At 63.0% G+C, this 13,703-nt stretch carries 14 protein-coding genes; 10 read left to right on the forward strand and 4 right to left on the reverse strand.

Annotation, left to right across the window (positions count from 1 at the left end):
- The first annotated feature begins 37 nt into the window (after positions 1-37).
- On the forward strand, positions 38-1,231 hold the full coding sequence (locus J4862_RS01735; RefSeq protein ID WP_211789025.1) for a glycosyltransferase: 1,194 nt from the start codon (positions 38-40) through the stop codon (positions 1,229-1,231).
- Here J4862_RS01735 and J4862_RS01740 read toward each other — a convergent pair.
- From J4862_RS01740 to J4862_RS01755, 4 genes are read right to left on the reverse strand one after another with little or no spacing between them, the layout of a single operon-like run.
- On the reverse strand, positions 1,228-2,166 hold the full coding sequence (locus J4862_RS01740) for a glycosyltransferase family 2 protein (protein WP_211789026.1): 939 nt from the start codon (positions 2,164-2,166) through the stop codon (positions 1,228-1,230). The genes J4862_RS01735 and J4862_RS01740 overlap by 4 nt on opposite strands.
- 36 nt (positions 2,167-2,202) lie before the next feature.
- Positions 2,203-3,141 carry a glycosyltransferase gene (locus J4862_RS01745; RefSeq protein ID WP_211789027.1) on the reverse strand — a complete coding sequence of 313 codons (939 nt, stop codon included), beginning with the start codon at positions 3,139-3,141 and terminating at the stop codon, positions 2,203-2,205.
- A 21-nt stretch (positions 3,142-3,162) separates the two neighbouring features.
- Entirely contained in the window at positions 3,163-4,161 is a 999-nt protein-coding gene (locus J4862_RS01750) for a lysophospholipid acyltransferase family protein (RefSeq protein WP_211789028.1), read from the reverse strand.
- Positions 4,154-5,068, reverse strand: coding sequence for a GIY-YIG nuclease family protein (locus J4862_RS01755; protein ID WP_211789029.1), 915 nt, complete (start codon positions 5,066-5,068; stop codon positions 4,154-4,156). The genes J4862_RS01750 and J4862_RS01755 overlap by 8 nt, the downstream gene beginning before the upstream one ends.
- 681 nt (positions 5,069-5,749) lie before the next feature.
- Here J4862_RS01755 and J4862_RS01760 point away from each other — a divergent pair.
- From J4862_RS01760 to J4862_RS01800, 9 genes are all read left to right on the forward strand, one after another.
- Positions 5,750-6,196, forward strand: coding sequence for a SoxR reducing system RseC family protein (locus J4862_RS01760; RefSeq protein ID WP_211789030.1), 447 nt, complete (start codon positions 5,750-5,752; stop codon positions 6,194-6,196).
- Positions 6,197-6,200: 4 nt separating this feature from the next.
- Positions 6,201-7,109: a Fe-S cluster domain-containing protein gene (locus J4862_RS01765; RefSeq protein WP_211789031.1), complete on the forward strand. Its 909-nt coding sequence runs from the start codon at positions 6,201-6,203 to the stop codon at positions 7,107-7,109.
- Positions 7,110-7,134: 25 nt separating this feature from the next.
- On the forward strand, positions 7,135-8,469 hold the full coding sequence (gene rsxC, locus J4862_RS01770; protein ID WP_211789032.1) for an electron transport complex subunit RsxC: 1,335 nt from the start codon (positions 7,135-7,137) through the stop codon (positions 8,467-8,469).
- Between the two features lie 4 nt (positions 8,470-8,473).
- Positions 8,474-9,451, forward strand: a complete 978-nt coding sequence (locus J4862_RS01775) for an RnfABCDGE type electron transport complex subunit D (protein WP_211789033.1) — start codon at positions 8,474-8,476, stop codon at positions 9,449-9,451.
- A 1-nt stretch (position 9,452) separates the two neighbouring features.
- Complete coding sequence (locus J4862_RS01780; RefSeq protein WP_211789034.1) at positions 9,453-10,124, forward strand: RnfABCDGE type electron transport complex subunit G; 672 nt, start codon at positions 9,453-9,455, stop codon at positions 10,122-10,124.
- A 9-nt stretch (positions 10,125-10,133) separates the two neighbouring features.
- Entirely contained in the window at positions 10,134-10,712 is a 579-nt protein-coding gene (locus tag J4862_RS01785; protein WP_211789035.1) for an RnfABCDGE type electron transport complex subunit E, read from the forward strand.
- On the forward strand, positions 10,709-11,290 hold the full coding sequence (rsxA, locus tag J4862_RS01790; protein ID WP_211789036.1) for an electron transport complex subunit RsxA: 582 nt from the start codon (positions 10,709-10,711) through the stop codon (positions 11,288-11,290). Before J4862_RS01785 ends, rsxA begins: the two co-directional genes overlap by 4 nt.
- A 549-nt stretch (positions 11,291-11,839) precedes the next feature.
- Positions 11,840-12,496 carry an aminodeoxychorismate/anthranilate synthase component II gene (locus J4862_RS01795; protein WP_211789037.1) on the forward strand — a complete coding sequence of 219 codons (657 nt, stop codon included), beginning with the start codon at positions 11,840-11,842 and terminating at the stop codon, positions 12,494-12,496.
- Complete coding sequence (locus tag J4862_RS01800) at positions 12,483-13,631, forward strand: DNA polymerase III subunit delta' (protein ID WP_211789038.1); 1,149 nt, start codon at positions 12,483-12,485, stop codon at positions 13,629-13,631. Before J4862_RS01795 ends, J4862_RS01800 begins: the two co-directional genes overlap by 14 nt.
- Positions 13,632-13,703 lie beyond the last annotated feature (72 nt).

Below are 13,703 nucleotides of genomic sequence, written 5' to 3' on the forward strand. Positions count from 1 at the left end.
CCTAAGACCCTTACTACCTTCTCCTAAGACAGCCCTCATGCAGCCCCTACGATTGACCTTCCTCATCACCAGCCTACGCGACGGCGGCATCGAGACGGTGCTGCTGGAGTACCTCCAGCACCTAGCGGAGGATCCGCGCTACCGTCTGACGCTAGCCATCGCTAGCTATATGGGAGATCTGGAGGTCTATAGGGAGCGCATCCCCGAGGGCGTGCGGGTATGCTATCTCGTCCAGGCGGCTCCACTGGTCTACGTGCCGCAGCAGCGTGCACGCCGTAGGCTGGGGGGCGCCATCAAGCTCTGTGACCAGCTGCTGGCGAACCCGCTGCGGCGCTGGCTCGTGCAGCGTGGCATCCAGCGCCTCGAGGCGGAGACGGATATCTTCGTGGACTTCGATACCTGTGCCTACAGCTATCTGCGCTCCATCGGGCGGCCGAAGGTCGCCTTCCTGCACTTCAGTCTCGAGCAGCTCATGCAGCAGAATGCCCGCCGCATGCAGCGTATCGGGCGTATGCTCCCGCTCTACGATCGTGTCGTCTGTATCTCGGAGGCCATGCGCGCTGAGGCCGAGCAGCTCTTCCCAGAGCTGGGGTCTCGCCTGCGCGTGCTCTACAATCCCAAGGACGTCGCGCGCCTTCGGCAGCGCGCCTCGGAGCTGCCCGAGGATCCGCGCATCCAGCGTCCCTACCTGCTGGCAGTGGAGCGACTGGAGGAGTCGCAGAAGGACCTCAGCACGCTGCTGCGCGCCTATGCCCTGCTCCAGAGGGACTACGGAGTCGAGGAGCAGCTCTATATCATAGGGAAGGGGGGATCGGAGGGCGAGCTGCGGCAGCTCGCAGAGGAGCTCGGGATAGCAGGCTCAGTGTGTTTTCTAGGCTTCATCAGCAACCCCTATCCCTGGATCCAGCGCTGTCGCCTCATGGTGCACAGCGCGAAGTTCGAGGGGCTACCTACGGTCATGATCGAGGGGCTCCTGCTGGGCAAGCTCATTGTGGCGAGCGACTGCCCTACGGGGCCTCGCGAGATCCTCGAGGGGGGAGCAGCAGGGATGCTGGTGCCTGTGGGGGATGCCTCGGCCTTCGCCAGCGCCATCCATCGCCTCCTGACGGACGAGGCCTATGCTCGAGAGCTCGCCTGTGGGGCAGCGCTCGCGGCGGGGCGCTTCACCTTCGAGACCATCGCCCCCCAGCTCGACGAGCTCTTCCTTGGGCTAGCTGAGGGAAAGGCTTAGCCCTTCTTCCTCGAGAGCTCCCGCACTACCTTATATATACGCTCTAGGATATAGTCCGCGCGCGTCGCTCCGATAGCTCGATGTAGCTCCTGGAGGGCGTGGGTGCGGCTCGCCTTGTCCCTATTGAGGCGCAGAGTCTGCTTGTAGAGGTGGCCACGGCGTAGGCGCTGCTCCCAGCGGCTGGGGTAGCCGTGGGCGTTGAGGTAGCGGGTGATGGCGACGTGCTCCGAGAGGCGCGCCCCCGACTGATCGGAGCGCACCGTGACGCGCTGGGTGTGCTGGCGGAAGCGGTTGAGCTTGCTCCTGAGCTCCAGCACGGCTCCCTGCTCCACCAGCTTGATCCAGAAGAGCCAGTCCCCGCAGGAGCGCATCCCGAGATAAGCCTTGCCCTCGAGCCGCAGCCAGGCCTCGCGACGGAAGACGACCATGCTGGCATTGTAGATACTGTTCTCTCGGGAGAGCCTATGACGCAGGTAGTAGTAGGAGCTGTAGGTATAGAGCTGCTGATCCTCCTGCCATCGGTCGTAGTCGCGGGGAAGCCTCTCGCCGTGTTCGTCGACCTGCAGCGAGCCGCAGTAGGCCAGTACTGCGTCGGGCTGCGCCTCTAGGGCTGCCACGAGCCGATCCAGCAGCTCGGGCGTGCAGCTGTCGTCACTCTCCGCGATCCATACGTAGCGGCCACGCGCCAGCTCGAGGCCCCGCTCCCACTGAGCGAAGGGGCTGCCGCTGTTCTGCTCGTTGGGGACGTAGTGGCTGACCTTGGGATGGGAGGCGTAGCGCTCTAGGATGCTGCGGCTCTCGTCGGTGGAGCAGTCGTCCAGCAGGATGAGCTCGAAGTCCTGAAAGCGCTGCGTGAGGATGCTCTCGAGGCGCTCCTCGAGGTAGCGCGCATAGTTGTAGTTCGGCACGATGACCGAGACGAGGGGGGCGTCCATAGCTGGGCGTATCTAGGTGAGTGAGGGGCGGGATTGCTAGTAGCGGCGCCCTGTGAGCTGGCCGAGGACCTTGGTGAGGCGCTCGAGGAGGAAGTCCCTGCGGGTGGCACCGAGCTGCTGGTGGAGGTAGCCGAGGCAGCGGGTACCGAGCTCAGGCTCCCTGCGTCTGAGGCGGCTGCACTCCTTGTAGAGCTGTCCCCGACGGCGGTGGCGCTCCATCCAGCCGAGTGGATAGCGCTCCTCGATGTAGCGGGCGATGTCGATCTGCTCCCTGAGGCGCTCCCCCGAGCGGTCGGAGCGCATGGTCACGCGCTGGGTGTGCTGGCGGAAGCGGTTGAGCTTGAGCCGCAGCTCGAGGACGTCCCCCCAGCGTGAGAGCTCCAGCCAGAAGATGCCGTCCCCGCAGTAGCGCATACGGGCGTAGGTCGTGTCGATGCACTCCGCGGCCGTGCGGCGGAAGAGCACCTTGCTGGCGTTGTAGAGGGTGTCGCGGTGGCGCATCGCCTTGTAGAGGTACTGCTCGGGGCTGTCGCGATGCAGGCTGCCGTCTGGCTCCCAGCCGTCGAAGTCACGCTCCAGTGGCTTGCCCTCCTCGTCTATTTGCACGGAGCCCACGTGCGCCATCACGGCCTGGGGCTCGGACTCGAGGATGCTGACGAGCTGCCCCAGGAGCTCGGGCGTGCAGCTGTCATCGCTCTCCGCGATCCATACGTACTTGCCCTGCGCCAGCTCGAGACCCCGCTCCCACTGGGCGAAGGGGCTACCGCTGTTGTGCTCATTGGGGACGTAGTGGCTGACCTTGGGATGGGTGGCGTAGCGCTCGAGGATGCTGCGGCTCTCGTCGGTAGAGCAGTCGTCAAGCAGGATGAGCTCGAAGTCCTGGAAGCTCTGCCCGAGGATGCTCTCGATGCGCTCCTCGAGGTAGCGCGCGTAGTTGTAGTTCGGCACGATGACCGAGACAAGGGGCTGGGGCATAGATATAGGGGTGTGAAGGGGCTAAGACTTGGCCGCATGCGCCTCAGCCTCACGGCGGGCGAGGATTTGCTCTATAGGGCTGTGGTCGATGGCCCCAGTCTTGGGATTACGTCTGAGGTCATACTCCCAGCGCGTGCGCTTCCAGCGGTTGTGGCTCCAGAGGTAGAGCTCGGGCGAGGCCTGGATATTGGCCTCGAGGAGGCGGAAGTATTGCCTGGTCAGCTCGTGCTCCTGGAGCGCCTGCGGCTGATCAGTCATCAGCTGCAGCTCACAGCGGTAGTGGCCGCGGCGCACGCGACTGATCGCGCCGTAGAAGGGCACCTCGTCGGCGCGCCGTATGATGCGCTCGGCACCCGTCAGCACAGGCGTATCGTGATGTAGGAAGGGGAGCCACAGATGGATGCTGTCCCACATGGGCACCTGGTCGGCTATGTAGCCGATGACGATGGGCTGCTGGGCACGCTGGTAGCGGAGGACTCGTCTCAGGGTGTCCTCCATCTGTACGCTGATGGCACCGTTGCGCCCGCGTACGTGCAGCAGTAGCTTGTCGAAGGCGGGGTTCTCCAGCGCGTGGTAGATCTGTACGCAGGTGCTGTCGGGACGCAGCCAGTTGGGTAGGGTAGAGATCCATTCCCACTGGCCGAAGTGCCCGAGGTAGACGGCGCAGGAGCGCCCCTGGGCGGTGTAGTGATCGATCTGCTCGGTGCCGACGAACTCCATGCGCCTGCGGAGCTCTTTGGGTGAAAGGCTCATCAGCTTCACCGTCTCGATGATGTAGTCGCAGAACCAGTGGTAGAAGTCCCGCTGCAGCCTACGTAGCTCGGCCTCACTGCGCTCGGGGAAGGACTCGGAGAGGTTCTTCCAGATCACCTTGTGGCGGTACTTCACCACGTAGCACATCAGCAGATAGAGAAGGTCCGAGAAGCGGTACAGCAGCCAGAAGGGCAGCAGCGAGGCTAGATACCAAAGGCCGAAGCCCAGCGCGTAGCCTAGGCGTGACCCGAGACTCAGCTTACTCATCGGCGTCGTGCGCTGCAGCTAGCCCCAGAGCTGGGCGTAGCTCGGTGAGCCCCTCGAAACTTGTCCAACCATTGGCGCTGCGGCCACATAGGAACTGCGCAGCCGCCGAGGGACTATTGAAGGCGATAGGTTCGAGGCTGCGATAACCTCCCTCTTCCGCGGTAGCAAGGAGACCCTCGGCGAGGTACTTTAGGCGGAGGCTTTGGATCCGTTCATGCAGTGCGACTTGCTTCTTGGGCGGATTGAGTGGGGGGAGGAGGGCTTCGCGCTCGATGAAGTACTTGTCTGCCTCTTGATATAGCTCGGCGAAGCCTCGCCCGCCGATCCATCGGTAGTATCTCTTCTCTGGAGCTTGGCTAGCATCCTTATTAGCTGGCGACTTAGCTTTACGCGGCTTGGCCTGCGCATGCGTAGGGAGTGGTACTCCCTCGGCGCGTAGGAGAAACTCGATCTCGGCGATATACTTCGTATAAGCCACCTTATCAAATGAACTGACGTTGGGAGCCTTGTCTCGGAGCTCACAGTTCTCTAGCTCGTAGCGGTCTGCATCCTTGAAGCGGTGGATAAAGTGGTGCTCCATGAAGTCGATAGCATTGGCATCAAAGCTGTTATTCTCCGAGATGAACATCAGGCAATGCGTCCAGAAGTCCTTCTTCGTCTTGTGCTGGCTGATACGTGTGATACCGTTGCGAGACTGCCCGATATAGACCCGAGGTCGCTGGCCTGGGGCTGGGCTGTCAAAGAGGAAGTACACGGCGTAGTAGCCCGTTCCCTCCTCCTTGCTTACCGCCGTAAGTCGGCCTGCGCTGAAGTAAAAGCCTTTGATGGAGCTGGCAGCCTCCTGGATGATCTTGAGCTCGGTCGGTGCGTGCTCGTCGGGGAATGTATATCTGATCGCTTTAGCCATATAGGGGTCTATGTCTTGCAAAGTTAGTACAAGCCAGTGCGATAGGCAAATGCCAGCGACGGCGCTGATCGGCTTGCCCTGCAGCCAGCCTCGGCACGCTGTCGAGAGCCGAGGAGGGCGAGTGGCCTACCTTGGGCGGTACGTGACTACCCGGCGCGGCGGTCGGAGCTTGTCCTCTACCCTTGGCTGCCTTAGCTCAGTCCTTGGTCGGCCTCCCCAGTAGTGCCTCGCTAGCCCCCTATATAGATCGGAGTGAACGGACCCTAAAGGGGGACTGAAGTTTATTATATAAGTTCTCGCTGTCACAGCTATCAGTCAGCTCCATTTATTATATCATATCTGGCGAGAACTTATATTCCTTTTCTCCGTCCCCCTAGGCTGTGAGCTTCGGCAGGGACTTGTCGGGGCTTCGTCACCCTTATCCTTGATCTCGCTGTGAGGGGGCTCGGAGGGCCCTTCTGAAGAGGCGCTGAGGAGGGCTGCCAGAGGGCGGGAAGTGCTCCACGACCTATTACCAAGAATTATGTATTCTAGGGCTTGTTTCTTTGGGGCAGAATACCTACTTTTGTCTATGTGAATTGTTTGGGGCTGGGGCTGAGTACCTTCGCAAGAGCTGGGACTAAGCCCTCGGTCTGATCTGAGCTGATAACTACAGCTCCTCACCAGCAATAGGACATCACAATGAACGGATCATGTACTGGGTCGGAACGCCGGTCGGGGGTTGTCGTGGCAGTGACCCCGACCGAGGTGACCGTGAAGATCCAGCAGCTGAGCGCCTGTACGGGCTGCCATGCCAAAGAGTTTTGTACCACTGCCGACAGCCAGGATAGGCTTCTCAAGATACCTACCCAGGGAAGACACTATGAGCTCGGCCAGGCTGTGCTCGTCGAGGCGCGCGATAGCATCGGACGCCGTGCTATCCTCTTGGCCTTCCTCCTCCCCCTCCTTCTGCTCCTCCTAGGTCTCGGCCTCGGCCTGCATGCCCTCGGCCTCAGTGAGGGGCTGAGCATCGCCCTCAGCCTCGCCTTCCTCGGGCTCTATGGCCTCGTGCTCTACGCCTCTCGAGGCCGCCTGGCGCGCTCGCTGCGTCTGGAGCTGCATCCCCTGACATCTACTACACATCCCTAGCATCATGTTTACCACCATCGCTGTCCTCGCTCTCATCGGGGCGCTAGGTGCAGGACTGCTGTATCTGGTCTCACGCCGCTTCGAGGTGCAGGAGGATCCCCGCATCGCTGAGGTGGCCGAGGTGCTGCCCCAGGCCAACTGTGGCGGCTGCGGCTACCCGGGCTGTGCTGCCTTCGCCTCGGCCTGCGCTCGTAGCGAAGGCCTCGAGGGGCTCTTCTGTCCCGTGGGGGGCTCGCCCGTCATGGACAAGGTGGGCGCTATCCTCGGCATGGCCGCCAAGAAGCAGGACCCGCTGGTCGCCGTCCTGCGCTGCAATGGCACCTGTGACGCGCGCCCGCGTACCAATATATATAATGGTGCCTCCAGCTGTACCGTCGCCTCGGCCCTCTACAAGGGCGAGACGGACTGTAGCTGGGGCTGCCTCGGGCTAGGGGACTGCGTCGAGTCCTGCCACTTCGATGCGATGTACATGGACGAGGAGACGCGCCTGCCCGTGATCCTAGAGGACAAGTGCGTGGCCTGTGGTGCCTGTGTCAAGGCTTGCCCTAAGACCATCATCGAGCTGCGTAAGAAGGGGCCCAAGAACCGCCGCATCTACGTCAGCTGCGTCAATAAGGACAAGGGCGGCGCGGCGAAGAAGGCCTGCAGCAATGCCTGCATCGGCTGTAGCCTCTGCTTCAAGGAGTGTAAGTTCGAGGCCATCACCATCGCCGACAACCTCTCCTATATCGACCACACCAAGTGCCGCCTCTGTCGCAAGTGTGTCAGCGTCTGCCCCACGCACGCCATACACGAGCTGGGCTTCCCGCCCAAGAAGGAGCCTGCCGCTGAGCCCGCTACCCCCGAGGCCGCAGCGGGTCCGGCATCCCCTCCGCCAGCCGCCCCCGCTAGCAGCGGAGCTCTTCCTGCCTAAGGATCCCCTAACTAAGAGCTAGACCATGCTACGTACCTTTCGTCTCGGAGGCATACATCCTCCCGAAAACAAGCTCTCCGCAGCCGTCGCCCCTCAGCCGCTGGCGCTGCCACGCGAGGTCATCATCCCCATCGGGCAGCACATAGGCGCCCCTGCCGTGCCCGTCGTCGCTAAGGGCGACCTCGTCAAGGTAGGCACCGTCATCGCCAAGACAGGGGGCTTCGTCTCCGCCAACATCCATTCCTCAGTCACGGGTAAGGTCACCAAGATCGACGCCGTCTACGACGCTGGGGGCTACAAGCGCCCTGCCATCATCATCGCTGTCGCTGCTGAGGAGGAGTGGGAGGAGGGCATAGACCGCAGCCCCGAGTTGGTCCGCGACTGCACGCTTAGCCCCCAGGAGATCACCAGCGCCATCGCGGCAGCTGGGGTCGTCGGCCTCGGTGGGGCAACCTTCCCCACGCACGTCAAGCTCGCTCCGCCCCCAGGGGCCAAGGCCGAGCTCCTCATCGTCAACGCCGTGGAGTGCGAGCCCTACCTGACCAGTGACCACCAGCTGATGCTCACCAAGGCACCCGAGATCTTCGTCGGCGTCCAGCTGCTGATGCGTGCCCTCGAGGTAGGCCGTGCCGTCATCGGCATCGAGGCCAATAAGCCTGACGCCATCGCCCTCATGACGCGCCTGGCGAAGGACTACCCTGGGGTAGAGGTCATGCCACTGAAGGTACAGTACCCGCAGGGAGGGGAGAAGCAGCTCATCGATGCCGTCCTACGCCGTCAGGTCAAGAGCGGCGCCCTGCCGATCTCCGCGGGTGCTGTCGTGCAGAACGTCGGTACGGTCTTTGCCGTCTACGAGGCCGTGCAGAAGCACAAGCCCCTCATCGAGCGTATCGTCACCGTCACGGGCAAGCACCTCGAGCGCCCAGCCAACTACCTCGTGCGCATCGGTACGCCCATCCACGAGCTGATCACGGCCTCGGGCGGGCTGCCCGAGGACACGGGGAAGATCATCGGCGGCGGCCCTATGATGGGCAAGGCGCTCCTTGGCCCCGACATCCCCGTCACCAAGGGGACCTCGGGTGTGCTACTGCTGCCGCGCGAGGAGTCCGTACGCCAGCCCATGCGCGCCTGCATCCGCTGCGCCAAGTGCGTCAACGTATGCCCTATGGGGCTCAACCCTACCTACCTGATGCGCGACGTGCAGTACGCCGACTGGGATCAGGTGGAGCGTGGCTACGTCCTCGACTGTATCGAGTGCGGCTCCTGCAGCTACGCTTGCCCCTCGCATCGCCCGCTGCTGGACTTCATCCGTGTAGGCAAGCAGCGCGTCTCCGCCATCGTCCGTGCCCGTAAAAGCTAAGCTCATGGATAAGCTCATCATCTCTCCCTCCCCGCACATACACAGCGGTGATAGCATCGAGCGCAATATGTACGCCGTGCTGCTGGCGCTGGCGCCTGCTTGCCTCGTCTCGCTGGTGATCTTCGGCCTTGGGGCGCTGGTCGTCCTGCTGATCAGCGTCCTCGGCTGCTGCCTCACGGAGTGGCTCATCGCGAAGTACCTCTACGGCAGTGAGCCCACGCTGCGGGACGGCTCGGCTGTCCTTACGGGGCTGCTCCTAGGGATGAACCTCCCCTCCAGCCTCCCTTGGTGGATCGTCCTCATCGGCAGCCTCGTAGCTATCGGCGTGGGCAAGATGAGCTTTGGTGGCCTCGGGGGGAATATCTTTAACCCTGCGCTCGTCGGGCGTGTCTTCCTGCTCATCGCCTATCCCGCACCTATGACGCTGTGGCCTGAGGCAGGGCAGCTGCTTCGCTATACCGATGCTACGACGGGGGCTACGCCACTGGGTATCGCTAAGGGCGTAGCGACGGCGGCCCCAGGGGTGAGCTGGGAGCAGCTCCCCTCGGCGGGTGACCTGCTGCTGGGGCTGCACGGCGGTAGCCTCGGGGAGGTGAGTGCCCTAGCGCTGCTCCTAGGCCTCGGCTATCTGCTCTGGCGGCGGGTCATCACCTGGCACATCCCTGTGGCGGTGCTGGGCTCTGCCTTTGCCTTCTCTGGGCTGATGCACCTGATCAACCCCGCGCTCTATGCCTCGCCGCTGGTGCACCTCCTCTCGGGAGGGATGCTTCTCGGGGCGATCTTCATGGCTACGGACTACGTCACGAGCCCGCTTTCAGCACGTGGGCAGCTGATCTACGGCGCCTTCATCGGGCTCCTGACGATACTGATACGCCTTTTCGGGAGCTACCCCGAGGGGATGTCCTTTGCTATCCTGATCATGAATGCCTTCACGCCTCTGATCAATATCTACGTACGCCCTAAGCACTTCGGAGGACGCTAAGATGAAGAAGCTAAGTTCGACCCTGCCCAATATGCTGCTCTCCCTGACGGGGATCTGTATCGTCGTCTCGGGGATCCTGGCTCTAGTGAATAAGGTGACCGCCGAGCCCATTGCGGCCTCGGCGATGAAGGCCAAGGTAGAGGCTATACGTGCCGTGACACCTGCCTTCGATAATAACCCCTACGCCGAGCGCGAGCGTTTGCTGCCCGAGGGCGAGACCGATAGTCTGACGGTCTACCCAGCCAGGAAGGGCGGCTCCCTCGTAGGCTATGCCGTGGAGAGCTACACGCGGGCGGGCTTCAACGGCCTGATCTCCGTGATGGTGGGCTTCGATGCTGAGGGCACGCTCGTGGACTTCTCCGTGCTGGAGCATAGCGAGAGTCCCGGCCTTGGCTCGCTGATCCCCGAGTGGTATCACCAGAAGAGCGAGACGGGCGGCCTAAGGGAAATGCGCGGCCTCAGCATGAGCAAGGAGGCTCCGCTCTCGGTACGCAAGGACGGCGGACGGGTGGATGCCATCACCGCCGCCACCATCAGCAGTCGTGCCTTCCTCGACGCTGTCAATCGCGCCTGGCGTGCCTACCGCCAGCTGCAGTCGCAGGACGCAGCCCCTTCAGCAGAGCCCTCCAGCTCCAGCACCGCAGTCTCTGCCCCGACCTCCTCACCTAGCTAGCCTACCGCCATGCGACCTCTAGACATCATCAAGAACGGCATCACGACAGAGAACCCTACCTTTGTCCTTCTGCTCGGGATGTGCCCTACGCTCGCCACGACCAGCTCGGCACTGAATGGACTGGCGATGGGGCTGGCGACCATGTTCGTCCTTATCTGCTCCAATAGTGCGATCTCGTTGATCAAGCACCTTGTCCCCGACGCCGTCCGTATCCCCAGCTACATCGTCGTCATCGCAGGCTTCGTGACGATCGTCCAGCTGCTGATGCAGGCCTATCTGCCCGCGCTGTACGCGTCGCTGGGGCTCTTCATCCCGCTGATCGTCGTCAACTGTATCGTCCTAGGGCGTGCTGAGGCAGTGGCGGCGAAGCAGCCCGTACTGCACGCCAGTCTTGATGGCGTAGGCATCGGCCTAGGCTTCACGCTCTCGCTGACGTTGCTGGGGCTGCTACGCGAGCTCCTCGGGGCAGGCACCGCCTTCGGCCTACAGCTCTACCCCAAGACCTATAGCGCTCTGCTCTTCGTCCTCGCTCCAGGGGCCTTCATCGTCCTGGGCTATCTCATCGCACTGAAGAATAAGCTATCATGACGCACTACCTACTCATCTTCGTCGCGGCGGTCTTCGTCAACAACGTCGTCCTCTCGCAGTTCCTCGGCATCTGTCCCTTCCTTGGCGTGTCGAAGAAGGTAGATACGGCCGCTGGTATGGGTGCTGCCGTGACCTTCGTCCTAGCGCTGGCGACGATGTGCACCTTCCTCCTGCAGCGCTTCGTCCTAGAGCCGCTGGACATGGTCTATATGCAGACCATCGCCTTCATCCTCGTCATCGCGGCCCTGGTGCAGATGGTGGAGATCATTCTTAAGAAGGTCTCGCCCGCCCTCTACCAAGCGCTCGGCGTCTTCCTCCCGCTGATCACGACCAACTGCTGCGTGCTCGGCGTGGCGATCCTCGTGATCCAGAAGGAGTTCAGCCTAATGGAAAGCGTCGTCTATGCCGTCTCCATCGCGCTTGGCTTCACGCTCGCACTTGTCGTCTTTGCGGGCATCCGCGAGCAACTGGCGCGCACCGAGCTCCCGTCCAGTATGCGTGGCATTCCCATTGCTCTGATTTCGGCGGGTATCCTCGCCATGGCCTTCATGGGCTTCAGCGGCATGGTGCGCCTCTAGCCTAGGCTAAAGCTCCACGTCGGAGGATCAGGCACGGGAGGGAACGAAGTACGCTTCGTTCCCTCCCGTGCCGTTTTTGTTTTAGGGCTAAGGTGCTGTTTGGGGCTTGGCTCTCTCCTTACTTCCAGTAGGCCGATTGGGGAGGAAGAAGTCCCCTAAGGGCTTGCTCGCTATTAGATTATAAGTCCGAGATCAGTGGTGCGAGCTCAAGACTCACTGCCCGCTCTAAAGGTAGGGCCGAAGGCTCGGCGGCGTGCGGCAGCGTGCGGCGGATATAGGGGGAGGGCGGCCGAGGGATATCAGTGGGCGGGCTGAGGGGCGTCAGTCAGAGGCGTGAGGGATAGCAGTCAGCGAGGCTGAAGGATATCCCTCGCGGAGCTCGGCTAAGGCTGGGGGCGCGCTGGGCCTTTGCTTGGAGGGACGCTGCGCCTTTGCTTGGACTACGCTGGGAGGGCTGGAGTGGGGTGGGGTGGTGGCTGGGCTCCTGCACCCTGGCTTATCCTTCGCTGTGTGCGGCTAGGGCAGGGCTTTTCCGTACCTTTGCCTCATATGATACGTCTACTCGTCATTGACAATAGGGACTCCTTCGTCTACGACATCGTCCAGCTCCTTCGGGAGCTGCCGGACATCAGCTACGAGCTGAGGCAGGAGGAGACGCTCGCGGAGGAGCAGCTCGAGGGCTACGATGGGCTGATCCTCTCCCCAGGGCCGGGACTGCCTCGGGATTATCCCGAGATGCTGCGCCTGGTGCGGCTGGCACTGGATCGGGGGCTTCCGCTGCTCGGCGTCTGCCTCGGACACCAAGCGCTGGCAGAGACGCTCGGCGCCCAGCTCTACCAGCTGGAGCGGCCCCTGCATGGACATGCCAGCCAGCTCGTGCAGCTGGTGGCCGATCCCATCCTCGGGGCGGAGGCCAGCGGGCGTATCATCGGGCGCTACCATAGCTGGGCGGTGGAGGCGAAGAGCCTGCCGCCCTGCCTCGAGGTTACGGCGCTGAGCGGCCCGCTAAGTGCGGACGGCCGCGAGGAGCCCGTGGTGATGGCCCTTAGACACCGCAGTCGTCCCGCCTTCGGCCTGCAGTTCCACCCCGAGAGCATGATCAGCCAGGAGGGGGCGGGCTATATAGAGCGCTTCGTCGCCCTCATCGCTGCGGGGCTGGGACAAGGGGCGCGCTTCGACCAAAGAATAGACTATGTACTTCCGTGATATCATCGGGCAGGAGGCTGCCAAGCGGCTCCTGCTGGAGACCGCACAGCGAGGCATCGTGCCGCACGCACAGCTCTTCGTCGGGCGCGACGGCTCGGGGGCGCTTGGGCTGGCCTATGCCTATGCGCGCTACCTCAACTGTCAGGAGCCTAGCGCCACTGACGCCTGCGGGCACTGCCCCTCCTGTCGTCGCTACGACGGCTATGCCGAGCAGGAGCTGCTCTACCTCTTCCCCATCGTCAACGAGGCGGGGCGCAACTACTGCAGCGACTACCTCGAGCCTTGGCGCCAGTACCTCGCGCGGGGCCCCTACGGTCGCTATGAGGAGTGGCTGGAGCAGCTCGGGGCGACGGGCAAGCGTGCCTCGATCTTCGCCCGCGAGGGAGACGAACTGCAGCAGCACCTGAGCTACCGCGTCGGCGGGAAGGGCTATCGTGTGCTCATCGTGTGGTGTCCCGAGCGGATGCAGGAGGCGCTGGGCAATAAGCTCCTCAAGTTCGTCGAGGAGCCCGCAGCCCGCACCGTCATCCTCATGGTGACGATGCAGGAGGAGCTGGTGCTGGGCACGCTGCGCAGCCGCATGCAGCGCCTACAGCTGCAGCCGCTGAGTGAGGGCGAGCTGATCGGCGCCCTGATGGCGCTGCCGAGTGTCCCCGCAGGCTCGGACGCCCTGCTAGCGGCACACCTGGCGGACGGGAGCTGGCGCCGTGCGCGCGAGCTCTTCCTCGGAGAGGACACGAGCGATCGGGAGCTCTTCGGCTACCTACAGCGTATCCTCCGCGCTACGGTCAATGCCCAGCCGCTGGAGATGCGCGCTCTCGGCGATGAGCTCGCCCAGCTGAGCCGTGACGAGCAGACGCAGCTCATCGAGTACCTCGCGCGGATGTTCCGAGAGTTCTATCTCTACAACCTGCAGCAGCCCGAGCTGAACTACCTGACCAGCCGCGAGCAGGGCATAGCCCAGTATCTGCGCCGTGTCGTCACGGGGCAGAATGTGCGTGTCGTCCAGGAGGAGTTGGATCTGGCGCAGCGTCACCTGGCGCAGAATGTCAATGCGCGGATGGTCTTCTTCGACCTCCTACTGCGCTTGACCTCGGCTCTGGCGGCCAGCTACCGCCAGCATGGGATACGCTGACGCTACACGCGGCGCGCTGCTTCGCCCAGTCCCGCCTCCTCGCCTAAAGGGCGTATCTTCGCACTACGAATA

The organism is Porphyromonas sp. oral taxon 275, assembly GCF_018127745.1.
In the GTDB taxonomy this organism is placed as follows: Bacteria; Bacteroidota; Bacteroidia; order Bacteroidales; family Porphyromonadaceae; genus Porphyromonas.